Here is a 21,703-nt window from a genome sequence, read left to right on the forward strand (position 1 = left end):
AGATACGCCTCGACGTGCTCTTGGTCCGTGCCGCCCAGCGCCTGCAGGCGGCGGGCTCGCCAAGCCCGAGGCTCGATGCCGAGGTGCTTTTGTGCCATGTGCTCGATGTCGATCGTGCCTGGCTCTTTACCTGGGGCGATCGCGAGTCCGAGCCCCTGGTGCGAGCCCGCTTCGAGGCCTTAGTCGCGGCGCGGGCGCAGGGCATGCCGGTCGCCTACCTGACCGGTGAGCGGGAGTTCTGGGGCCTTTCGCTGCGGACCCATGACGCCACCCTCATCCCGCGCCCCGATACCGAATGCCTGGTCGAGGCGGCGTTGACGCGTGCCGGTGCCGGTGCCGGTGCCTGTCTGGATCTCGGTACCGGTACCGGCGCCATTGCGCTGGCCTTTGCCAGCGAGCGCCCCGGCTGGGGCGTGACCGGCGTCGATCGTTCGCCCGAGGCGGTGGCACTCGCCCGGGACAACGCCGTCCGACTGGGGCTCGGCCGCGTTCGCTTCCTGGAGAGCGACTGGTTCGCGGCACTTGAGGGCGAGCGCTTCGCGCTGGTGGTGGCCAATCCCCCCTATCTCGCCGATGACGATCCGCACCTCGGGCAGGGCGATGTGCGCTTCGAGCCCCGCTCGGCGTTGGTCGCCGGCGATGACGGCCTGGCCGATCTCCACTGGCTGGTGAACGAGGCCCGCGCTCATCTCGAGTCCGGTGGTTGGCTGCTGCTCGAGCATGGCCTCGAGCAGGGCGCGGCGGTGCGCCAGGCGTTTGAAGCGGCCGGCTATGCGGACGTCGCGACCCTTAAGGACCTGGGCGGGCGCGACCGGGTCAGCCTGGGATGCTGGCCCGGCTAGGGCGGCGTCCAGCGTTGGCGGTGCGACTCGCGCCGGCCAGCGCGGATATGGTACTTGTAGGGAAACAGGGTGGGTGTGCGGCGAACCTCACTGGCAATTGTCTGAAAAGGCCTGACCGATCACTGAGGTTTGCGTCGATCACCCCCTCCAACAACTATGAAAGCCATGATGTTCGGGCGATCCGGCGGCGATGCTGCAGCCGTTCGTTCGCACATCGAGCTTGGACACTGGATGCCCATGAAAGCCAAGACCCGCTCGCTCGACCGTATCGACCTGAAGATCCTGCGTGCCCTACAGGACAATGCCCGTGTTTCCTATGTCGACCTGGCCGCGCAGGTCGGGCTCTCGACCACCCCCTGCCTTGAGCGCGTCAAGCGCCTGGAGCGCTCGGGCATCATCCGCGGCTACAAGGCCGTGCTCGACCCCCGGGCGCTCAAGGCCAAGCTGCTGGTGTTCGTCGAGATCAGCCTCGAGAGCCAGTCGCCGGCGGTCTTCGACGAGTTCCGCCGTGCCGTGCGCAAGCTGCCCCAGATCCAGGAGTGTCACCTGGTCTCCGGGCAATTCGACTACATCCTCAAGTGCCGGATTCCCGAGATGTCCGCCTACCGCCAGCTGCTCGGCGAGGTGGTGCTGACCCTGCCGGGCGTCAAGGAGTCGAAGAGCTACGTGGTCATGGAAGAGGTCAAGGAAGAGTTCACCCTGCATATCCCGGATGTCGAGCAGCTCGAGGAGCACTGAGTGCGGGCCGGCGGCGATGCGATTCCGGCTGGCCAGTATCCGTAGAACCCGTGCCCGCATCGCCAGTCACCAGTAGAGCCAGTCCCAGTAGAGCCGGCCCCAGTAGAGTGAGAAAGACGTGACGATGAACGACCAGGCGCTGCTGCGCTACAGCCGCCAGATCATGCTCGAGCCGATCGAGATCGAGGGCCAGGAGCGTCTGCTTGAGAGCCACGCGCTGGTGATCGGAGCCGGCGGGCTCGGCTCACCGGTGGCCCTCTATCTGGCGGCGGCAGGGGTGGGGCGCTTGACCCTGGCCGACGACGATGCGGTCGAGCTCTCCAACCTGCAGCGCCAGATCGCCCATGGCGAGGCGGATATCGGACGCAACAAGGCTGCGTCGGCCTGCGAGGCGGCTCTGGCCCTCAATCCTTCCTGCCGGATCACCGCCGTCACCGAGCGCCTCGACGGCGAGGCGCTCGCCCACGCCGTCCAGGCGGCGGATCTGGTCCTCGATTGCACCGATCGCTTCGCCTCGCGCTATGCCATCAACGCCGCCTGCCGGGCGGCCGGCGTGCCGCTGATCTCCGGGGCGGCGATTCGCTTCGGCGGCCAACTGGCAGTCTTCGACTCTCGCGACCCGGAAAGCCCCTGCTATGCCTGCCTCTATCCGCCTGGTGAGCCGGGCGAGGATGAGGAGCTGCGCTGCGCCGAGAACGGTGTGGTGGCGCCGTTGGTGGGGGTGATCGGAAGCTTTCAGGCGCTGGAGGCGGTCAAGCTGCTCAGCGGCGCCGGTCGGGCCCATCGGGGCCTCTCCACCTTCGATGGGCTCACCGGCGAGTGGCGCCACTTCCGGGTGCCTCGGGACCCGGCCTGCCCGGTCTGCGGGACGGCCTGATCCCCGAGCAGCGCGTCGAGTCCAGGCATTCCGGCTCACCGGCCGAGCCCGACGCAGACGCCCGACACAGACGCCCGACACAGACGCCCGACACAGATGCCCGACACAGACGCCCGACACAGACGCCCGACACAGACGCCCGACACAGACGCCCGACACAGACGCCCGACACAGACGCCCGACGCTGACGCCCCTCCTGTCTCCTCTTCCCGTCGCAGCGGGCCGTTGTCCTTCTCGGCCGGCCCGATCCTCCACGGGAAAGCCCGGCCCCGGTCGTGCCCCGGGCTATTGGTCCCGGCGGCACAGTTCTATAGACTTCGCGACCGGCCATGACCCGGCCGGCGAAGGCCGGCATGCGACGAGACGAGGAGAGCGATGAGCGAGATCAGCACGGTCAGCCCCCCGCCCGTAAGGAACGGCGCGCGGGCGCCCCGGGGCGGCAGCGCCCTGCGTCGGCGATCGCCTTCGAGGGGCTGCACAAGCGCTTCGGTGCCGAGACGGTGGCGCTGGATGGCGTCGACCTGACGATTCGCGAGGGCGAGTTCTTCACCCTGCTCGGTCCCTCGGGCTGTGGCAAGACGACGCTGCTGCGGATCCTTGCCGGGCTCGAGGCGCCGGATGCCGGTCGGCTGATCCTGGGCGGGCGGGACATCACCCGGGTGCCGCCGCACCGGCGCAGCGTCAATACCGTCTTCCAGTCCTATGCGCTCTTCCCACACCTGTCGGTGCGCGAGAACCTGGCCTTCGGGCTGCGCATGCAGGGCGTCGCCAGGGCCGAGCGGGAATCGCGGGTCGCCGAGATCGCGCGCTTCATCCAGCTGGGCGGGCTGGTCGATCGCCGGGTGGATCAGCTCTCCGGTGGCCAGCGACAGCGCATCGCCCTGGCCCGGGCGCTGGTCTGCGAGCCCGACGTGCTGCTGCTCGACGAGCCGCTGTCGGCCCTGGATGCCGGGCTGCGCGGCCAGCTGCAGGTCGAGCTCAAGCGCGTCCAGGCGCGTCTGGGCATGACCTTCCTGTTCGTGACCCACGATCAGCAGGAGGCCATGGTGATGTCGGACCGCATCGCCGTGCTCAATGGCGGCGGCATCCAGCAGGTGGGCACGCCCCGGGAGATCTTCGAGCGACCGGCGAATGCCTTCGTGGCGCGCTTCATGGGCCATGACAACCTCTTCCCGGTGCGCTCACGCCAGGGCTCGGAGCTCACGACCGCCCTGGGCACCCTGAGGGTCGAGTCGCCGGCGTCCGGCGACGGCGATCTGCTGCTGATCCGTCCCGAGACCCTCGATCTGCAGCCGCCGGATCAGGGCGGCTTGAACCGCCTGGCCGGACGTGTCACCGACTGCCTCTATCGGGGCAGTCACGCCGAATACCGCCTCGCCGTGGGCGATGGCGAGCTGCAGGCGCTGGTCAACAATCGGGGCGGACGGCTGCCCGGCGTCGGCGACCGCGTCGGCGTGTCGGTGGCCGCCGAGGATCTGGTGACCCTGAGCGGGGAGGGCGCATGAGCCGGGGCGTCGAGACTCGCGCGCCCGGTGCGGCGGGAAGCCTTGGCGAGACGCGACACCTGCTGCTGACCGTGGCGCCGGGGGCGCTGTGGCTGCTGATCTTCCTGGTGCTGCCGAGCCTCTACCTGATGGGGGTGGCCTTCATGAGCAATGGGCCCTACGGCCAGCCCCGGATGCCGCTGACCCTGGAGGCCTTCGAGCGCCTGGCGGGCTTCGGCATCCTGGGCTGGAGTCCGGCCAACCTCTACACCCTGCTGCGCTCGCTCCTCCAGACGCTGGTCGCGACCCTGCTGGTGGTAGCGATCAGCTACCCGCTGGCCTACCACATCAGCACCGCCCGGGCGCGCTGGCGGCCGGTGATGCTGCTGGCGCTGGTGGTGCCCTCCTGGACCAACCAGGTGATTCGCACCTTCGGCTGGATGAACCTGCTGGCACCGGGCACGCCGCTGGCCGAACTGGCCGAGGCACTGAGCCTGATTCTCCCCAACATGGGGCTCTATCCGTCGAATATCGCGGTGACCCTGGGGCTCGTTTACAACTTCCTGCCCTTCATGGTGCTGCCGCTCTATGCAGCCTTCGAGAAGCTCGATACGGCGCAGGTGGAGGCGGCTCAGGATCTCTACGCCTCCCCCATCATGGCTTTTCGCCACGCGGTCTTCCCCCAGACCCTGCCGGGGCTCCTGGCCGGCGTTGTGCTGGTGGCGATTCCCGCCTTCGGCATGTACGTGGTGTCGGAGCTCTTGGGCGGCGGCAAGCACATGCTGCTTGGCAACCTGGTGGCGCGGCAGTTCGCCGGGGGCGCCAATTGGCCGCTGGGAGCCGCCGGGGCGATCCTGATGCTGCTGGCGACCTTCGCCGGCCTCTACCTGATGCGACGGCTGGGCAGGCGCCTGGGCGGCGGCGAGGAGGTGGTGATATGACCCGTCGTGGCTTTCACCGTGGCCTGCGCGTCTTCTGGTGGCTGACGCTGGTCTTTCTCTACCTGCCGCTGGCGGTGGTGGTGCTCTATTCCTTCAATGCTTCCAACAGCGCGGCTCATTTCACCGGCGTGTCGCTGCGCTGGTATGAACGCCTGTTCGGTAACGAGGCGCTGCTCGCCGCCCTGGGCAACAGCCTGCTGCTGGCGGTGATCTCCTCGCTGATCGCTCTCCTGCTCGGCAGCCTGATCGGCTATGGCATGTTTCACCATCGCCGGCGCCGTCTGGGCTGGCTGGTGGTGCTGATCTATCTGCCGCTGGTGCTGCCGGATATCGTCTTCGGCATCGCCGAGATGGCCTTCTTCGTGCAGGTGGAGCGGCTGACCGGCTCGCTGTCGCCGGGGCTTGACACCATGATCATCGCTCATGTCACCTTCCAGGTGCCCTTCGTGGCGCTGATCGTCTACTCGCGCCTGGTCGGACTCGACCCGAGCCTGTTCGAGGCGGCCAGGGATCTCTATGCCACACCCTGGCAGTGGGCCCGCCACTTCCTGGTGCCGAGCCTCAGGCCGGCCCTGATCTCCTCGGCCTTCCTGTCGTTTACCCTGTCGCTGGATGATTTCGTGATCAGCTTCTACACCGCCGGTCCCGAGAGCGCGACGCTGCCGATCTACATCTGGGGGGCGATCAGGAAGGGGGGCTCGCCGGAGATCAATGCCATCGCGACCCTGATGATCGCCGCGGTCGCACTGGCCGCGGTGGCGAGCCTGCTGCTGGGCCGCCAGCAGACGAGGCGCCACTAGCGCCGTCGTCACCAGCGGGCGCGTTGCCATGACAGGAGGCCGCGACATGCCGCCTCCCCTCATCTATCGTCATGACCTGTTCTATCACTTGCTTATTCACTGCCCAGGAGAGCCTCGCATGTCTCACTCGCTTCTTCGTTCCGTCCGTCGTCCGGCCCGGCTCGCCGGCGCGCTGACCGGCCTGCTGCTGGCCGGCGGCGCCCAGGCCGCCGACGACAAGCTCTATCTGTTCAACTGGACCGAGTACATGGACCCGGCGATCATCGAGGCCTTCGAGGAGCGCTATGACGTCGAGGTGGTGCAGAACTACTTCAACTCGCTGCCGGAGATGATGGCCAAGCTCAATGCCGGCGGGGTGTCCCAGTACGACGTGATCGTGCCGTCCAACTACTATGTGCCGCGCCTGATCGAGACCGGCCTGGTGCAGCCGCTGGACAAGTCGCGGCTCGAGCAACTGGACAACGTCATGGCCACCTTCCAGAACCCGGGCTATGACCCGGGCGGGGACTACAGCGTGCCCTATCAGTGGGGAACCACCGGCATCATCTACAACACCGAGACCTTTCCCGAGGCGCCGAAGAGCTGGTCGCTGCTGTTCGAGGCGGACCAGAACCCGGCACATCCTTTCGCGGTCGCGGGCGATGGCCAGGTGACCATGGGAGGGGCCTGCGCCTATCTCGGCCATGGCTATGACTGCACCGGCCTGGATGCCTGGCGAGAGGCGGCGAAGCTTTTGATCGAGACCAAGAGTCGCGATACCTTCAGCGGCTTCACCGACGGCACCCCGGCGCTGCAGCAGTTGTCCCGCGGGGTGGTGCATGCGGCGATGAGCTTCAACGGCGATTACCTGGCCTTCAAGGACGAGGATCCCGAGGGCTTCGCCGATACCGCCTTCATGATTCCCGATGAAGGGGCGGAAATGTGGGTCGATACCATGATGATCCCCGCCGAGGCGCCGAACCCCGAGCTCGCCCATGCCTTCATCGACTTCCTGCTCGAGGCCGAGGTCGGCGCTCAGCTGTCGAACTACAACTACTACGCGAGCCCCAACGCCGCCGCCGCGCCCTACCTCGATGAGGTGCTGACTCAGCCGCCGGTGCAGCCAAGCGACGACGACATGGCGCGCCTGCGTTTCATCCCGAGCCTTTCAGGCGACGAGCTGCAGATCTTCCAGCAGCTGTGGTCGGAGGTGCAGGCTCGCTGATCCGGCGTCGGCCCGGGCTACCGGGCGTGAGGGCGTCGTCAGACGGCGACGGCCCTCGACAACTGTGAAAACTTTCGTGGAAGTTCTCCGCAGGGGCCGCGTGACCCATGTCTCGGCCGCGGCCCCTGCGCTATACTCCGTCCGTCTCCGACTCGAAAGCGGCAGGACGTCGCCCGAGTCTCGCGTCTCATCCCTCCCTGTCACCTCGCCTGGCGCCAACGCGTGCCCAGGGGCATGAATCCGACTCCCGGATTCCCCCGAGCCGACTCTTTGTCGTGTTTGAGGAACAAGTGATGAACAAGTCCATCGTGATCGGTAGCACCCTGTCCGTGTTTGGCCTGGGGGGCCTGGCGGTCGGTGCCTATCAGGTCAGCAACTTTGCCCAGCCACCCGAGCCGGTCTATGCCGACATCCTGCAGGTCGAGGCGGCCACCCGTACCGTCGAGACCCCGCGGGAGGTCTGTGAAAATGTGGTGGTCAGCCAGCAGACGCCGAGTCGCGACCCGAATCGCATCATCGGCACCGCCGCCGGCGCCATCGTCGGCGGCCTGCTCGGCAACCAGGTCGGCGGCGGCAGCGGCAAGAAGATCGCTACCGTGGCCGGTGCCGTGGGCGGTGGCCTCGCCGGCCGCGAGGTGCAGGGGCGTATCGAATCCGGCCAGACCACCACGACGACCCGGCAAGAGTGCCACACCGTCACCGATACCCGTCAGGAGCACCTGGGGTATGACGTGGAATACCGTCTCGACGGTCAGGTCTTCAGCGCCCGCCTCGATGAGGCGCCCCAGGGCGACCGGGTGCTGATGCAGAACGGCCAGCCCCAGTGGCATGCCGGCCAGGCCAAGCCTCAGGCCGCCTCTCAAGGCTAGGCCCATCGCCCCTGCGCCGGCCTCCGCCTGAGACCGGCGCGATCTTTCCCCTGCGGTTGGCCAGCGGCCATGCGCACACCATGTCTGGCGTCCCGTCCCGCGAAGGTGGTGGCCGTGGGTTCGACCCGTCTAGGGGAATGGTCGAACAGTGGCGTCGGGAAGGGGTGGCTATGTACAACTCCTGTATCGATATTGTGCATAAATTGGCGTAGTCTGCGGGTACCTTCCTTCAGGAGCGACGCCATGTTTGGGATCTTCAGGAACGACCCGACCAAGAAGCTGCAGAAGGCCTATGAGCGCAAGCTCGAGCAGGCCATGGAAGCCGCTCGCAATGGCGACATGCATGCCAATGCCTCCTTGACCGCCGAGGCGGAAGCGCTGCGCGAGGAGATCGAGAAGCACAAGAGCGCTTGACCGGGGCTGATGGAAGGGGCCACCGCCCGATACGACGACGCCCCCTGTGAAGGGGGCGTCGTACGTTAGGAGTCGAGCCACGCCTGGTGTGAGCTGGCGCTCGGTGCCACTGAGGCTTCAGCACAGGGGCCTCAGCACAGGGCGTCGAGCTTCTCCTTGAGCAGGCCGTTGACCTGCTGGGGGTTGGCGGTGCCGCGGGAGGCCTTCATGACCTGGCCGACGAAGTAGCCGATCATCTTGCCGCGCTTCTCCGGTTCGGCATCGCGATACTGAGCGACCTGCACCGGGCTGTCGGCGATCACCTGATCGATCATCGCCTCGATGGCGCCGGTGTCGGTGACCTGCTTGAGGCCGCGGGCCTCGATGATCGCATCGGCGGAGTCGCCCTCACCGTCCCACAGTGCGGCGAAGACCTGCTTGGCGGCCTTGCCGTTGATGGTCTCATCCTTGACCCGGGCCACCAGCTCGCCGAGCTGGGCGGCCGACACCGGGCTCGAGGCGATCTCCAGGCCTTCCTTGTTGAGGCGGCCGGCGAATTCGCCCTGCACCCAGTTGGCGGCCAGCTTGGCATCGCCGCAGACGTCCTTCACGCCCTCGAAGAAGTCGGCCATGGCGCGGGTTGCCGAGAGCACGCCGGCATCGTAAGCGGACAGCCCCAGCTTATCCTGGAAACGGGCGCGCTTCTCGGCGGGCAGTTCGGGCAGCGAGGTGCGCAGATGATCCACGTAGGCATCATCGAGCACCACCGGCAGCAGGTCGGGGCAGGGGAAGTAACGGTAGTCGTTGGCCTCCTCCTTGGTGCGCATGCTGCGGGTCTCGTCGGCCTCGGGGTCGTACAGGCGGGTTTCCTGCACCACCTTGCCGCCGTCCTCGAGTAGCTCGACCTGGCGCTCGACCTCGAAGGCGATGGCGCGCTCGACGAAGCGGAAGGAGTTGACGTTCTTGATTTCGGCGCGGGTGCCGAAGGCCTCCTGGCCCTTGGGGCGCACCGAGACGTTGACGTCACAGCGCATCGAGCCCTCGGCCATGTTGCCGTCCGAAATGCCGAGGTAGGTGACGATGGAGTGAATCGCCTTCAGGTAGGCCGCGGCTTCCTTGGCGGAGCGCATGTCGGGCTCGGAGACGATCTCCAGAAGCGGCGTGCCGGCACGGTTCAGGTCGACCCCGGTCATGCCGTGGAAGTCTTCGTGCAGGGACTTGCCGGCGTCTTCCTCGAGGTGGGCGTGATGCACCCGGATGCGCTTGGTCTCGCCGTCATCGAGGGTGATCTCGACCTCGCCCGGCCCGACGATCGGGTGATACATCTGGCTGGTCTGGTAGCCCTTGGGCAGGTCCGGGTAGAAGTAGTTCTTGCGATCGAAGATCGAGACCTCGGGAATCTCGGCGTCGATGCCCAGCCCGAACTGTACCGCCATGGCCACGGCGGATTCGTTGAGCACCGGCAGTACCCCGGGCAGGCCCAGGTCAACGGCACAGGCCTGGCTGTTGGGCTCGGCGCCGAAGGCGGTGGAGGCCCCGGAGAAGATCTTCGAGCGGGTGGCCAGCTGGACGTGGACCTCGAGGCCGATCACGGTTTCCCATTGCATCATGCGTTCTCCTTGCCGAAGGCCGGGCGTTGCTGGTGCCAGTCGGTGACCTGCTGGAACTGGTGGGCGACGTTGAGCAGCTGTGATTCGGCGAAGTGTGGGCCGAGGATCTGCAGGCCCACAGGGCGGCCATCGATGTTGCCTGCCGGCACGCTGATGCCGGGGATGCCCGCCAGGTTGATGGCAATGGTGTAGATGTCCTGCAAGTACATGGACACCGGGTCCTTGTTGGCGCCCAGGTCAAAGGCGGGCGTCGGCGTCGACGGGCCCATCAGCACGTCGACCTCCTCGAAGGCGTCCATGAAGTCCTGGCGGATCAGGCGGCGGACCTGCTGGGCCTTCTTGTAGTAGGCGTCGAAGAAGCCTTCGGAGAGGGTGTGAGTACCGATCAGGATGCGGCGCTTGACCTCGTCACCGAAGCCTTCGGCGCGGGAGCGCTTGTAGAGATCTTCGAGATCCGTGGGCGCGTCGCAGCGATGGCCGAAGCGCACGCCGTCGAAGCGGGACAGGTTCGAGGACGCCTCGGCCGGGGCGATGACGTAGTAGGCCGGGATGGCGTGATGGGTGTGCGGGAGGCTGACTTCCTGCACGGTGGCGCCCAGGGACTCGTAGACCTTGACCGCCTCGCGGATGGCGGTCTCCACGGCAGGGTCCAGGCCGTCGCCGAAGTACTCCTTGGGCAGGCCGATCTTGAGGCCGGACAGCGAGGCGCCCAGTTCGGCGCGATAGTCGGGCACGCCGCGGGCCACGCTGGTGGAATCGCGCAGGTCGTGGCCGGCGATGGCGCTGAGCAGCAGCGCGCAGTCCTCGGCGGTGCGGGCCATGGGGCCGCCCTGGTCGAGGCTCGATGCGTAGGCCACCATGCCGTAGCGGGACACCCGGCCATAGGTGGGCTTCAGCCCGGTGATGCCGCAGAAGGCGGCCGGCTGGCGGATCGAGCCGCCGGTGTCGGTACCCAGTGCCGCCGGCACCAGGCCGGCGGCCACGGCCGCGGCGCTGCCGCCGGAGCTGCCGCCGGGCACGGCCGCGAGATCCCAGGGATTCTTCACCGGACCGTAGTGGCTGTTCTCGTTGGAGGAGCCCATGGCGAACTCGTCCATGTTGGTCTTGCCAAGACTCACGGTGCCGGCGGCCTTTAGCTTCTCGACCACGTGGGCGTCATAGGGCGCGACGAAGTTGTCGAGCATCTTCGAGCCGCAGCTGGTCTTCACGTCCTGGGTGCAGAAGATGTCCTTCAGGGCCAGGGGCAGGCCGGTGAGCGGGCCGGCTTCGCCGCGAGCACGGGCGGCATCGGCGGCATCGGCGGCGGCCAGCGCCTGCTCGGCGGTCACGCTGATGAAGCTGTTGAGCTCGCCGTCGAGGCGCTCGATACGCGCGAGCAGCGATTCGGTCAATTGGCGACTGGTGAACTCGCCGGCCTCGAGGGCGCGGGCAAGCTCGGTCAGGGTCATGTCATGCATGTGAGGCTTGGCTCCAGATGAGGCATTCAGGCAGCGAGCAGGGCTCATTCGACGACGCGGGGCACCAGGTAGAGGCCGCTCTCGACCGCGGGGGCGTTCTGCTGGAAGCGCTCGCGCTGGTCGGTCTCGGTGACCTCGTCGGCACGCAGGCGCTGGGTGGCGTCCAGCGGGTGCGCCAGGGGCGCCACGCCGTCGGTGTCGACCGCCTGAAGCTGGTCGACCATCTTAAGAATGCGGGTCAGGTCGTCGACATAGCGGTTGGCCTCGGTTTCATCGAGGCCCAGGCGGGCCAGGTGGGCCGCGCGCTGCACGTCTTGCGGTTCAAGCGCCATGGTGAATATCCCTTGAGCATGGATCGTGGTGGCGGCACCGAGCAGGCGTCTGCCGCGGGAAATAACCGCGAAATGTACCATATCCTGGGGCGACTGGCAGGACTTGACGTCCAGGCGCCCGCCCCGATGCAGCTTGCTGCAATACAGCCGCGATGATACCGTTTGCCTCCGCACAGGGTTCCGGTCTGCACTAGGTGAAAGACTTCCATGTTTAAACGTTTACGTGGGCTGTTCTCCAGCGATCTTTCGATCGATCTGGGTACGGCCAACACGCTGATCTATGTTCGCGGACGGGGCATCGTGCTCGACGAGCCTTCCGTGGTGGCGATTCGCCAATCGGGCAACATGCGCAGCGTGGCTGCCGTCGGTATCGACGCCAAGCGCATGCTGGGCCGTACGCCGGGCAACATCACCGCCATCCGGCCGATGAAGGATGGCGTGATCGCCGATTTCACCGTGACCGAGCAGATGCTTCAGCACTTCATCCGCAAGGTGCACCAGAGCACCTTCCTGACCCCGAGTCCGCGGGTGCTGGTCTGCGTGCCCTGCATGTCGACCCAGGTCGAGCGTCGCGCGATCAAGGAATCCGCCGAGGGCGCCGGCGCCCGCGAGGTGTTCCTGATCGAAGAGCCGATGGCGGCCGCCATCGGTGCCGGCCTGCCGGTCGAGGAGGCTCAGGGCTCGATGGTCGTCGATATCGGCGGCGGTACCAGCGAAATCGCCATCATCTCGCTTAACGGCGTGGTCTACTCGGAATCGATCCGGGTCGGCGGCGACCGCTTCGACGAGGCCATCACTGCCTATGTGCGCCGTCACTATGGCAGCCTGATCGGCGAGGCGACCGCCGAGCGGATCAAGGAGGAGATCGGCTGTGCCTATCCGGGCGGCGAGCTGCGCGAGATCGACGTGCGCGGCCGCAACCTGGCCGAAGGTATTCCGCGCAGCTTCACGCTCAACTCCCATGAGATACTCGATGCGCTCCAGGAGACCCTGGCGGCCATCGTCACCGCGGTGAAGAGCGCCCTCGAACAATCGCCCCCCGAGCTCGCCTCGGACATCGCCGAGCGAGGCCTGGTGCTGACCGGCGGTGGTGCCCTGCTGCGCGATCTGGACAAGCTCATTTCCGAGGAAACCGGTCTGCCGGTGATCGTCGCCGAGGACCCGCTGACCTGTGTGGCGCGCGGTGGCGGCAAGGCGCTGGAAATGATCGATCAGCACACCTTCGAGCTACTCTCCAGCGACTGATCCGTTCGCTAGACCGTGACCCGGGGGATCGCTTATCAAACCGCTGTTCACGCACGCTTCAGTGCCCGGCTACCGCATGCTGCTGTGTGCGGTGCTGGCGCTGGCGCTGATGTTCACGGAACAACAGTTGTCACGGGTCGAAGCCCTGCGGGCCCAGTTATCGACCGTGGTGGCCCCGATCCAATGGCTGGTCAGCCTGCCCAGTGATGTCCTGACCTGGGGCTCCCTTGCCGTGTCGGATCAGCGCGCCCTGGTGGACGAGAACCGTCGCCTTCGTCAGCAGTTGCTGACGCTCTCGCATCGTGTCCAGCGCATGGCCAGCCTGACCGCCGAGAACGTGCGGTTGAGGGAACTCCTCAACGCCACCCGGCACGACGAGATGCCCTTCCTCACCGCCGAGCTGCTGTCGCTGGATTCCGATCCCTTTACCCATCAGATGGTCATCGATCGTGGCCGTCGCGACGGCGTCTATGTGGGGCAGCCGGTGATGGATGCCTCCGGTCTGGTGGGGCAGGTCACCTCGGTGTCCGCCTACTCGAGTCGGGTGCTGATGGTCGCCGATGCCAATCATGCGATGCCGGTGCAGGTGAACCGCAACGGGCTGCGTTTCATCGTCCAGGGCACGGGGCGTTTCGATGCCATGAGCGTGCTGCATGTCCCCGATACCGCCGATATCCGCGAGAACGATCTGCTGGTGTCCTCGGGGCTCGCCGGGCGTTTCCCGGTCGGCTACCCGGTGGCACGTGTCAGCGAGGTGACCCACGACCCGGGCGAGCCCTTCGCGACGGTGAAGGCCGCGCCGGTGGCGAAGCTGCAGCGGGCGCGTCACTTTTTGCTGCTGTTTCCCCCGGAGGTCGATGTCGCCGCCGGTGATGCGCTGTGGACCCACGATTTCGCCCTCGACCCCCTGCCCAAGGAGCTGATGCCCTGATGGTTGCCATGGGACTGCGCGGATACCTGCTGGTGTGGTCGACCCTGCTGCTGGCGCTGTGCCTGCAGGTCATGCCGCTGGCCGATCAATGGTTGATGTGGCGCCCCGACTGGCTGGGCCTGATGCTGGTCTACTGGTGCATGGTGATGCCCCAGCGCATCGGGGTCTTCCACGGTTTCGTGCTGGGGATCCTGCTCGACCTGATCGAGGGCTCGCCACTGGGGCTGAATGCCCTGGCCCTGTCGCTGCTGGCCTTCCTGGTCGCCCTAGTCTATCAGCGGCTGCGCGCCTATTCGCTGGTCCAGCAGGCGGTGCTGATCGTGGTGCTGCTGGGCATCGTGCAGTTGATCAAGCAGTGGCTGATGACCCTGTTCGGCCCCTTTTCCATCCATCTGGCCTTCCTGCTGCCGTCATTGATCGGCGCCATCCTGTGGCCCTGGCTGTTCACCATGCTGCAGGCCCTGCGTCGTCGCCTTGCCGTGTCCTGACGGGAAGCCTGTCACTGATCAGGAGGCATTCATGGCCACCCTGTGTCTGGCGTCGGCGTCCCCGCGCCGTCGTGAACTCTTGGCCTCGATCGACGTCGACTGCGAGGTGCGCCCGGTCGATATCGACGAGACGCCGGGACTGGGGGAGGCGCCCCGTGACTATGTCTGCCGCCTGGCCCGGGAGAAGGCGAGCGCCGGTGCGGCGCTCTCCGCGCTGCCGGTGCTCGGATCGGACACCGCGGTGGTGCTCGACGGCGAGATCCTCGGCAAGCCTCGCGATCGCGCCCATGCCCTTGAGATGCTGGCATCGCTCTCCGGCACCACCCATGAGGTGCTGACCGGCGTGGCGGTGAGCGGCCCGCAGGGGATGCTGGATGTCTGTGTGACGACGCGGGTGACCCTTCGCGAGATCAGCCCCGTCGAGGCTGCCGCCTACTGGGCCACCGGCGAGCCCCGGGACAAGGCAGGCGGGTACGGCATTCAGGGCCGGGCGGCGGTGTTCGTGTCCCATATCGAGGGCAGTCACAGCGCCGTGGTGGGTCTGCCGCTGTATGAGACCGCCGAGCTGCTGGCGCGACAGGGCGTTCCGCTGTGGATGAGCCCGTGTGAATAAGCGCCTGTGAATGAGTGAGCGGTGAGCTGTGTCATAATACTCGTATGAGCTAATGGTGAAGGAATCCCGCATGAGCGGCGAAGTACTGATCAATCTGACGCCCATGGAAACGCGCGTGGCCGTGGTCGAGAACGGCGTCCTGCAGGAGGCCTTCATCGAGCGCAGCGGGCGGCGGGGCATCGTCGGCAATATCTATCGGGGCAAGGTGGTGCGGGTGCTGCCCGGCATGCAGGCCGCTTTCGTCGATATCGGCATCGAGCGCGCGGCCTTCATCCATGCCCACGAGGTGATGGCGCCCCATACTCCGCCCGATCAACAGGTGTCGATCAGCCAGCTGCTCCAGGAAGGCCAGCCGCTGGTCGTCCAAGCCACCAAGGACCCGATCGGTTCCAAGGGCGCGCGGCTGACGACTCATCTGTCGGTGCCCTCCCGCTACCTGGTCTACATGCCGGATTCGCCCCATAACGGCGTCTCCCAGCGCATCGAGGATGAAGGCGAGCGGGAGCGGCTGCGTCAGCTGACCGAGGCCTGTCAGGCGGAGCAGGAGATCGAGGTCACCGGCGGCTTCATCATCCGCACCGCCGCCGAGGGGGTGAGCCGAGACGAGCTCTTCGCCGACATGCACTTTCTGCTGCGGCTGTGGCGCAAGGTCAGCGAGCGCAAGCATACCGCCGGCATTCCTAGCGTGATCTACGACGACCTGCCGCTGTTCATCCGCACCCTGCGAGACGTGATGCGTGACGAGATCGAGCGGGTGCGCATCGACTCCCGGGAGAATTACCAGAAGCTGGTCGAGTTCGCTGGCGAGTTCATGCCCGGCAGCGAGTCGCGCATCGAGTATTACCCCGGCGAGCGGCCGATCTTCGATCTCTACAGCGTCGAGGACGAGATCCAGAAGGCCCTGGGGCGCAAGGTACAGCTGAAATCGGGGGGCTATCTGGTGATCGATCCCACCGAGGCGATGACCACCATCGACGTCAACACCGGCGGCTATGTCGGCCATCGCAACCTCGAGGAGACGATCTTCAAGACCAACCTCGAGGCCGCCACGGCGATCGCGCGCCAACTGAGGCTAAGAAACCTCGGCGGCATCATCATCATCGACTTCATCGACATGGAAGATCCCGAGCATCAGCGCCAGGTGCTGCGCATGCTCGAGAAATCGCTGGAGCGCGATCATGCCAAGACCAAGTGCACCGGCGTCACCGAGCTGGGCCTGGTGCAGCTGACTCGCAAGCGCACCCGGGAGAGCCTCGAGCAGACCCTGTGCGAGGCCTGTCCGGTCTGCCATGGGCGCGGCACCCTCAAGACGCCGGAGTCGGTGTGCTACGAGATCTTCCGCGAGATCCTGCGCGAGGACCGCGCCTACAGCGCCGAGACCTACATGGTGCTGGCCGCTCAGGCGGTGGTCGACCGCCTGCTCGACGAGGAGTCATCCTCTGTCGCCGATCTGGAAGTCTTCATCGGCAAGACCATTCGTTTCCAGGTGGAAGCCCACTATTCCCAGGAACAGTACGATATCGTGCTGATGTAGGAGGCGTGCCATGAGCCCGTTTCGCCTCCTGCTGCGCTGGGCACTGACCACTCTCGCCGTCCTGCTGGCCTTGCTCGCCATGTTGCTGCTGACCCTGCGCCTGGCGGCCGGCGAGCTCGATCGCTTTCGCCCCGAGCTCGAGTCCCTGCTCTCCGGGCGCTTCGATGCCGAGCTGTCGATGGGACGACTCTCGGCCGGCTTTCACGGCCTCGACCCGACGCTCTCCCTAGAGGCGCTGACCCTGACCTCCCGCGCCGAGCCGGCGCGGCCCCTGCTCGAGCTCGAGCAGGCGCGCCTGAGCCTGGACAGTGCGGGCAGCCTGCTGGGGGGAGTGCCTCGGGTCGAGGGCGCCACCATCGGCGGCGTTACCGTCCACCTCTACCAGCATCCGGATCGCAGCTGGCACTGGCCGCAGCCCGCCGAGCTGCCGCCGGAGATCGTGCCCGATGGGCAGTTTAGCCTCGAGCGCCTCGATTACTGGGTGGGTGTGCTGCTGCGTCAGCGGGTGGAAATCGAGGACGTGCGGGTGGTGCTGCACGGCCTCGATCGTCGCCTGGCGTTCGAGGCGCCCCGCCTGCTGATGGCCGGCGAGGCCGGTCGTGCCCATATCGAGGGCCAGTTGCACGTGGCCGACAATCCCGATGCGGCCCTGACCGCGGTGCTGGAGGTATTGCCGGGCCAGGGCGGGCTCGCAGACTTCAATGCCGCCCTTCAGGCTCACATGGAACTCGATGACCTGGTGGAGCTGGCCGGCGTGCTCAGCCGCGATGATCCGCTCAGCGTCGAGGAGGCGAGCGGTGAGGCACGGCTTTGGGGGCGCTGGCGACACGGTGCTCTGGAGGATGTGCGCCTGGATGTGGAGGTCCCCAGGCTTCGCCTGAGTCATGAGCGCCAGCCGCTGGATCTCGAGGCTATCCGTGTCACCGGCCAGTGGCTGCGAGGCGAGGAGGGCTGGCAGGCCTGGCTGAACACCTATGGCGATGCCCAGGCGGCGGTGAGTGGCGATGGTGCCGAGGCCGGTAGCTCGCCGCTGCCCAGGCACTGGCAGGTCCGCGGCGACGCCGAAGGCTGGTGGCTGACCACCGATGCCTTCGATCTGACGGCCCTGTCGGCCTGGCGCGAACGTGTCCCCCTGCCGGAAGGCCTCGAGCGGGTGCTGACCCGACTGTCCCCGCGAGGACGGGTCGCCGGCCTCAAGGTGGGGCAGCGCAATGATCACTGGCGCGCCTATGCCGAGCTTAAGGAGGTCTCCGTCGATCCCTGGCGGGGGGCGCCAGGAGGCGGTCCTCTGGATGCCTGGGTCGAGGCCGAGGGTCTCTCCGGCACCATTCGCTTCGTCGACAGCAAGGGAGAAGGGGCCTCCCTCTATTTCCCGACGGTCTTCGAGGCGCCGATGGCGCTGTCACAGGCCTCCGGCGAGGTGAGTTGGGCCTATCGGGACGAAGGGGTCAGCGTCACTGGGCGTGACCTGGCGGTGACCTGGCGCGACGCGCCGGTGACAGGCCGCTTCGACCTCGAGGCAGGCCGGCCGACGCGGGGGCAGTTGGCGCTTGACCTGGCCTTTGCCGATGTCGACGCCACGGGCGTCGATCTCCTCGACTGGCTGCCGGTCAAGGCGCTGCCGCCGGCCCTCACCGACTGGCTGGGCCGCGGGGTGGCGGGATACGTCGATGAGGGCCGGCTGTCCCTCGAGCTGCCGCTTGGCGACAAGCTACGCGCCGAGGACCTGGGCCTGTCGCTCGTACTGGATATCCGCGATGGCACCCTGCCGTTCGCCCCCGGCTGGCCGGCCCTCGAGGGCGTCAGGGGGCAGCTGCGCCTCGAGAACCAGCGGCTGTCGGCCGATGTCGAGTCGGCCAGCCTGATTGGACTCGAGGCCCGTGAGGCGACGGTCAGCCTGATCGACGAGCGTCTCGAGGTGGCGAGTCAGGCCTCGGGCGACACCGCGGCACTCTTCGACCTGCTGGCAGCCATCCCCGGCCTGGACATCGACCGGGAAAGCATCACGAGCCAGGGCAGCCTTGCCGGCGACGTGGCGCTGACGCTGCCCCTCGAGTCGCCGCAGGCCCTGGCGCTCGAAGTCAACGCCCGCGTCGATGCCTCCCGGCTCGGCTACTCGCCCCTCGGGCTCGAGGTCTTGGCGGTGAACGGCGAACTGACCTATCGCCATCGCGAGGGCCAGGGAGCGCTCTCGGGCGAGCTCGGTGGCCGCGCCTTCGACGGACCCGTGCGGGCGCATTTCGATGGCGAGGCGCGCACCATGACCCTGCGCGGCCGCGCGCTGCCGCGTGGGCTCCTGGAGTGGATCGACCAGCCTGGCCTGGCGCCCCTGGTCGAGGGCTATTTCCCCTATACCTTGCGCATGCCGATCGATGGCCGACCGCCGACCGTGATGCTCGACAGTCGGCTCGAGGGGTTGGCCGTGAAACTGCCGGCGCCCTTCGGCAAGACGGCCAGCCAGGTGGTGCCGCTGAGCCTGACCCTCGACAGTGCCCGTGGACGAGGCCAGATGACCCTGCGGGATCGGGCGCGGCTGCGCTGGCGTGACACGCCGCTGGGCAATCAGGGGCAGCTGTGGCTGGAGCGCTGGCCGCTGGAACCCGACTGGCCCCGCGGCCCCGGCTGGTCGGCGCAGTGGCAGACCAGCCGGCTGGCCATCGCGCCCTGGAGTGAGGCGCTCGCCGGCCTGTCGCTGCGGGACCTGGCCGGTGCCCAGGGCAGCGCATCGAGTAGCGGGCCGAGCCCATTCGGTTCGGGCAGCCCGCTGCGCGCCCTCGAGCTGTCCACGGCCTGCCTGTCACTGAATGGGCGATGCCTCGGTACCCTGCAGGCGAATGCCAGGGTGCAGTCAGGCGAGCAATGGCGCCTGACGTTGGATGGCAGTATCGCCAAGGGGCGGGCCGACTACCGGCCCCGCGACCCACGGCCGATCAACATCGATCTCGAGCGGCTATCCCTGGATGGCCTCTGGCCGGCCCCCGAAGCCCCCACGCAGCTTTTCGAGGAGGTCGCCGTCGCTCCCGAGCCGGCGCCGCTGCCGGTGTGGCTTGAGGCGCTGCCGGACGGTCGCCTGCGGGTGGCCGAGCTTAACCGGCTGGGTACTCGCCTGGGGCCCCTGACTCTGGGCTGGCAGGCCTCGCCCTCCCAACTGGTGCTGTCGCCGGTCGGCCTGACTCTCGGTCAGGTATCGGCCCGCGGCGAGTTGACTTGGGAGGCCGCCGGCGCGGCCTCGAGCCTGACCCGCTCGCGTCTGCGCCTGGATGGCGGCGATCTGGGCTCGGCGCTCGCCGCCCTGGGCCAGGACGTGCCGATCCGCAACAAAGAGACTCGGGTCACCTCGCAATTGGCCTGGCCCGGGGCGCCCTGGCAGTTCGCGCTGGCGCGCTCCCGGGGCAGTCTAGAGGTGGCCCTACGCGAGGGGCGCTTCCTCAACCTGCAGTCCGGCTCCGCCAAGCTGGTGGGACTGCTCAACTTTGATAACCTGTTGCGCCGCCTGCGCCTGGATTTCTCCGATGTCACCGGTCAGGGCACGGCCTTCGATCGTGTCAACGGCCGGGCAACGCTGTATGGTGGGATTCTCGAGACTCACGGTCCCGTGCAGATCGAGGCGCCGTCGACGCAGTTCAGTCTCGAGGGTCAGGTCGACCTGGTGCGCCGTGAACTCGATCAGCATCTAGCGATCACAGTACCGGTCTCCCAGGCATTGCCGGTGGCGGCGCTGGTGACCGGTGGCCCGGTCATCGGCGGGGCGGTCTTCCTCGCCCAGCGCCTCTTCGGTCGTGCCATCGATCGCGTGACCCGAATTCACTACCGCGTGCAAGGTCCCTGGACCGATCCGCGGATTGCTCTGGAAAGTGCCGAATGATGCTCAAGTCCTCCGACCTCTCTTCACAGGACATGCTGGACAGCGCCGTCAGCACCCTGCTGGCCCCCGGCGGCCTCGACTTGGCGGCGCTCGATACCGGGCTCGGCCATGCCTTGGGGCCGGGCGTCGACTTCGCCGACCTCTACTTTCAACGCAGCTGGCAGGAAAGCTGGGTGCTGGAAGACGGTGAGGTCAAGGATGCCAGCTACAACATCGATGGCGGCGTCGGTGTGCGCGCCATGGCCGGAGAGAAGACCGGCTTCGCCTATTCCAACCAGATCAGTGCCGATGCGCTGGTCGAGACCGGGCGCACCGCGTCGGGCATCGCCCGCAGCGGTGCCCGACTGACCCAGGCTGCTCCGCAGCTGGCCACGGCCGCTCCCCGCTATGCGGGCATCGATCCCCTGTCCGGCCTCTCCGCGGAAGACAAGATCGCGATGCTCAAGGAAGCCGATCGCATCGCCCGAGCGGCAGACCCGGCGGTGAGTCAGGTCAGCGCCTCCCTGACCGGCGTGCACGAAGTCGTGCTGGTGCGCGCCAGCGACGGCACCCTGGGTGCGGATATCCGCCCGCTGGTGCGCCTCAACGTCAGCGTCATCGCCGTGCGCGACGGGCGTCGCGAGCGCGGCAGTGCCGGCGGCGGCGGCCGCTACCCGATGGCGCGTCTGCGCGACGAGGGCGCTCCCGAGCGCTTCGCCAAGGAGGCGGTGCGCCAGGCGCTGGTCAACCTCGAGGCCATCGATGCGCCGGCCGGACAGCTGCCGGTGGTGCTGGGCGCCGGCTGGCCGGGCATCCTGCTCCACGAGGCGGTGGGCCACGGCCTCGAGGGGGACTTTAACCGCAAGGGCAGCTCGGCCTTCGCCGGCCGCATGGGTGAGCGGGTCGCCGCCCCCGGGGTCACGGTGGTCGACGATGCCACCCTGAGCGATCGGCGTGGCTCGATGAGCATCGACGACGAGGGCACCCCGGGGCAGTACACGCCGTTGATCGAGGATGGCGTGCTCACCGGCTACATGCAGGACAAGCTGAATGCGCGGCTGATGGGCATGGCGCCCACCGGCAACGCGCGTCGCGAATCCTATGCCCATATGCCGATGCCGCGCATGACCAATACCTACATGCTGGCCGGGCAGGACGATCCCGCCGATATCCTCAAGAGCGTCAAGCGGGGCATCTACGCGGTCAGCTTCGGCGGCGGCCAGGTGGACATCACCTCGGGCAAGTTCGTGTTCTCGGCAAGCGAAGCCTACCTGATCGAGGACGGCAGGATTACCGCGCCGGTCAAGGGCGCGACCCTGATCGGCAACGGCCCGGAGGCCATGGGGCGCGTCTCGATGATCGGTCATGACCTCGAACTCGACACCGGGGTCGGGGTCTGCGGCAAGGAAGGTCAGGGCGTGCCAGTGGGGGTCGGCCAGCCGACCCTGAAGCTCGACGAGCTGACCGTGGGCGGCACCGACTCGTGATCGGTGGCGCGAGC

19 protein-coding genes are annotated in these 21,703 nt (G+C 67.5%); 16 read left to right on the forward strand and 3 right to left on the reverse strand.

The window, feature by feature from the left end:
* The first annotated feature begins 2 nt into the window (after window positions 1–2).
* The 9 genes from prmC (at window position 3) to IEJ03_RS04850 (ending at window position 8,169) form a co-directional block, all read left to right on the forward strand.
* A complete protein-coding gene (prmC, locus tag IEJ03_RS04810; protein WP_277950349.1) occupies window positions 3–842 on the forward strand; it encodes a peptide chain release factor N(5)-glutamine methyltransferase in 840 nt (279 codons plus the stop codon).
* Window positions 843–1,079: 237 nt separating this feature from the next.
* Window positions 1,080–1,580, forward strand: coding sequence for an Lrp/AsnC ligand binding domain-containing protein (locus IEJ03_RS04815; protein WP_192036552.1), 501 nt, complete (start codon window positions 1,080–1,082; stop codon window positions 1,578–1,580).
* A gap of 124 nt (window positions 1,581–1,704) precedes the next feature.
* On the forward strand, window positions 1,705–2,457 hold the full coding sequence (gene moeB, locus IEJ03_RS04820; protein ID WP_192037185.1) for a molybdopterin-synthase adenylyltransferase MoeB: 753 nt from the start codon (window positions 1,705–1,707) through the stop codon (window positions 2,455–2,457).
* Window positions 2,458–2,810: 353 nt separating this feature from the next.
* Window positions 2,811–3,962 carry an ABC transporter ATP-binding protein gene (locus tag IEJ03_RS04825; RefSeq protein WP_192036553.1) on the forward strand — a complete coding sequence of 384 codons (1,152 nt, stop codon included), beginning with the start codon at window positions 2,811–2,813 and terminating at the stop codon, window positions 3,960–3,962.
* Entirely contained in the window at window positions 3,959–4,882 is a 924-nt protein-coding gene (locus IEJ03_RS04830) for an ABC transporter permease (RefSeq protein WP_192036554.1), read from the forward strand. The genes IEJ03_RS04825 and IEJ03_RS04830 overlap by 4 nt, the downstream gene beginning before the upstream one ends.
* Entirely contained in the window at window positions 4,879–5,682 is an 804-nt protein-coding gene (locus IEJ03_RS04835; protein WP_192036555.1) for an ABC transporter permease, read from the forward strand. The genes IEJ03_RS04830 and IEJ03_RS04835 overlap by 4 nt, the downstream gene beginning before the upstream one ends.
* A gap of 118 nt (window positions 5,683–5,800) precedes the next feature.
* Complete coding sequence (locus IEJ03_RS04840; RefSeq protein WP_192036556.1) at window positions 5,801–6,886, forward strand: spermidine/putrescine ABC transporter substrate-binding protein; 1,086 nt, start codon at window positions 5,801–5,803, stop codon at window positions 6,884–6,886.
* Between the two features lie 293 nt (window positions 6,887–7,179).
* Window positions 7,180–7,755 carry a glycine zipper 2TM domain-containing protein gene (locus IEJ03_RS04845; RefSeq protein WP_192036557.1) on the forward strand — a complete coding sequence of 192 codons (576 nt, stop codon included), beginning with the start codon at window positions 7,180–7,182 and terminating at the stop codon, window positions 7,753–7,755.
* Window positions 7,756–7,998: 243 nt separating this feature from the next.
* Window positions 7,999–8,169: a DUF6435 family protein gene (locus tag IEJ03_RS04850; protein WP_192036558.1), complete on the forward strand. Its 171-nt coding sequence runs from the start codon at window positions 7,999–8,001 to the stop codon at window positions 8,167–8,169.
* A 131-nt stretch (window positions 8,170–8,300) separates the two neighbouring features.
* On the opposite strand, the gene gatB is transcribed toward IEJ03_RS04850, so the two are convergent.
* Genes gatB through gatC form a run of 3 tightly spaced genes read right to left on the reverse strand, consistent with a single transcriptional unit; the run spans window position 8,301 to window position 11,547 of the window.
* The gene (gene gatB / locus IEJ03_RS04855) at window positions 8,301–9,755 is read right to left on the reverse strand and encodes an Asp-tRNA(Asn)/Glu-tRNA(Gln) amidotransferase subunit GatB (protein ID WP_192037186.1); all 1,455 of its coding nucleotides are present in this window, start codon (window positions 9,753–9,755) and stop codon (window positions 8,301–8,303) included.
* Window positions 9,755–11,215, reverse strand: a complete 1,461-nt coding sequence (gene gatA, locus IEJ03_RS04860) for an Asp-tRNA(Asn)/Glu-tRNA(Gln) amidotransferase subunit GatA (RefSeq protein ID WP_192036559.1) — start codon at window positions 11,213–11,215, stop codon at window positions 9,755–9,757. Before gatA ends, gatB begins: the two co-directional genes overlap by 1 nt.
* A gap of 44 nt (window positions 11,216–11,259) precedes the next feature.
* Window positions 11,260–11,547 (reverse strand): Asp-tRNA(Asn)/Glu-tRNA(Gln) amidotransferase subunit GatC, encoded by a 288-nt coding sequence (gene gatC, locus IEJ03_RS04865; RefSeq protein ID WP_192036560.1) that lies wholly within the window; start codon window positions 11,545–11,547, stop codon window positions 11,260–11,262.
* Between the two features lie 207 nt (window positions 11,548–11,754).
* Between gatC and IEJ03_RS04870 the strand changes: the two genes are divergently transcribed.
* From IEJ03_RS04870 to tldD, 7 genes are all read left to right on the forward strand, one after another.
* Window positions 11,755–12,792: a rod shape-determining protein gene (locus IEJ03_RS04870; protein ID WP_192036561.1), complete on the forward strand. Its 1,038-nt coding sequence runs from the start codon at window positions 11,755–11,757 to the stop codon at window positions 12,790–12,792.
* Between the two features lie 76 nt (window positions 12,793–12,868).
* Window positions 12,869–13,723 (forward strand): rod shape-determining protein MreC, encoded by an 855-nt coding sequence (gene mreC, locus IEJ03_RS04875; protein ID WP_192036562.1) that lies wholly within the window; start codon window positions 12,869–12,871, stop codon window positions 13,721–13,723.
* A gap of 8 nt (window positions 13,724–13,731) precedes the next feature.
* Window positions 13,732–14,211, forward strand: a complete 480-nt coding sequence (gene mreD / locus IEJ03_RS04880) for a rod shape-determining protein MreD (protein ID WP_192037187.1) — start codon at window positions 13,732–13,734, stop codon at window positions 14,209–14,211.
* 31 nt (window positions 14,212–14,242) lie between these two features.
* Window positions 14,243–14,824: a Maf family protein gene (locus IEJ03_RS04885; RefSeq protein ID WP_192036563.1), complete on the forward strand. Its 582-nt coding sequence runs from the start codon at window positions 14,243–14,245 to the stop codon at window positions 14,822–14,824.
* A gap of 70 nt (window positions 14,825–14,894) precedes the next feature.
* Window positions 14,895–16,358 (forward strand): ribonuclease G, encoded by a 1,464-nt coding sequence (rng, locus tag IEJ03_RS04890; RefSeq protein ID WP_192036564.1) that lies wholly within the window; start codon window positions 14,895–14,897, stop codon window positions 16,356–16,358.
* 10 nt (window positions 16,359–16,368) lie between these two features.
* Window positions 16,369–20,223: a YhdP family protein gene (locus IEJ03_RS04895; protein ID WP_192036565.1), complete on the forward strand. Its 3,855-nt coding sequence runs from the start codon at window positions 16,369–16,371 to the stop codon at window positions 20,221–20,223.
* Window positions 20,223–21,689, forward strand: coding sequence for a metalloprotease TldD (gene tldD / locus IEJ03_RS04900; RefSeq protein WP_192037188.1), 1,467 nt, complete (start codon window positions 20,223–20,225; stop codon window positions 21,687–21,689). Before IEJ03_RS04895 ends, tldD begins: the two co-directional genes overlap by 1 nt.
* The last annotated feature ends 14 nt before the right edge of the window (window positions 21,690–21,703 follow it).

The sequence above is a fragment of the Halomonas sp. YLGW01 genome (assembly GCF_014840935.1).
Classification (GTDB): Bacteria; Pseudomonadota; Gammaproteobacteria; order Pseudomonadales; family Halomonadaceae; genus Onishia.

Excerpts from the sequence above, each read along its gene's own strand:
- IEJ03_RS04815 (WP_192036552.1), top strand. The coding sequence starts at position 1,080 with ATGAAAGCCAAGACCCGCTCGCTCGACCGTATCGACCTGAAGATCCTG.
- moeB (WP_192037185.1), top strand. The coding sequence starts at position 1,705 with ATGAACGACCAGGCGCTGCTGCGCTACAGCCGCCAGATCATGCTCGAG.
- IEJ03_RS04825 (WP_192036553.1), top strand. The coding sequence starts at position 2,811 with ATGCGACGAGACGAGGAGAGCGATGAGCGAGATCAGCACGGTCAGCCC.
- IEJ03_RS04830 (WP_192036554.1), top strand. The coding sequence starts at position 3,959 with ATGAGCCGGGGCGTCGAGACTCGCGCGCCCGGTGCGGCGGGAAGCCTT.
- IEJ03_RS04835 (WP_192036555.1), top strand. The coding sequence starts at position 4,879 with ATGACCCGTCGTGGCTTTCACCGTGGCCTGCGCGTCTTCTGGTGGCTG.
- IEJ03_RS04840 (WP_192036556.1), top strand. The coding sequence starts at position 5,801 with ATGTCTCACTCGCTTCTTCGTTCCGTCCGTCGTCCGGCCCGGCTCGCC.
- IEJ03_RS04845 (WP_192036557.1), top strand. The coding sequence starts at position 7,180 with ATGAACAAGTCCATCGTGATCGGTAGCACCCTGTCCGTGTTTGGCCTG.
- IEJ03_RS04850 (WP_192036558.1), top strand. The coding sequence starts at position 7,999 with ATGTTTGGGATCTTCAGGAACGACCCGACCAAGAAGCTGCAGAAGGCC.
- gatB (WP_192037186.1), bottom strand. The coding sequence starts at position 9,755 with ATGCAATGGGAAACCGTGATCGGCCTCGAGGTCCACGTCCAGCTGGCC.
- gatA (WP_192036559.1), bottom strand. The coding sequence starts at position 11,215 with ATGCATGACATGACCCTGACCGAGCTTGCCCGCGCCCTCGAGGCCGGC.
- gatC (WP_192036560.1), bottom strand. The coding sequence starts at position 11,547 with ATGGCGCTTGAACCGCAAGACGTGCAGCGCGCGGCCCACCTGGCCCGC.
- IEJ03_RS04870 (WP_192036561.1), top strand. The coding sequence starts at position 11,755 with ATGTTTAAACGTTTACGTGGGCTGTTCTCCAGCGATCTTTCGATCGAT.
- mreC (WP_192036562.1), top strand. The coding sequence starts at position 12,869 with ATGCTGCTGTGTGCGGTGCTGGCGCTGGCGCTGATGTTCACGGAACAA.
- mreD (WP_192037187.1), top strand. The coding sequence starts at position 13,732 with ATGGGACTGCGCGGATACCTGCTGGTGTGGTCGACCCTGCTGCTGGCG.
- IEJ03_RS04885 (WP_192036563.1), top strand. The coding sequence starts at position 14,243 with ATGGCCACCCTGTGTCTGGCGTCGGCGTCCCCGCGCCGTCGTGAACTC.
- rng (WP_192036564.1), top strand. The coding sequence starts at position 14,895 with ATGAGCGGCGAAGTACTGATCAATCTGACGCCCATGGAAACGCGCGTG.
- IEJ03_RS04895 (WP_192036565.1), top strand. The coding sequence starts at position 16,369 with ATGAGCCCGTTTCGCCTCCTGCTGCGCTGGGCACTGACCACTCTCGCC.
- tldD (WP_192037188.1), top strand. The coding sequence starts at position 20,223 with ATGCTCAAGTCCTCCGACCTCTCTTCACAGGACATGCTGGACAGCGCC.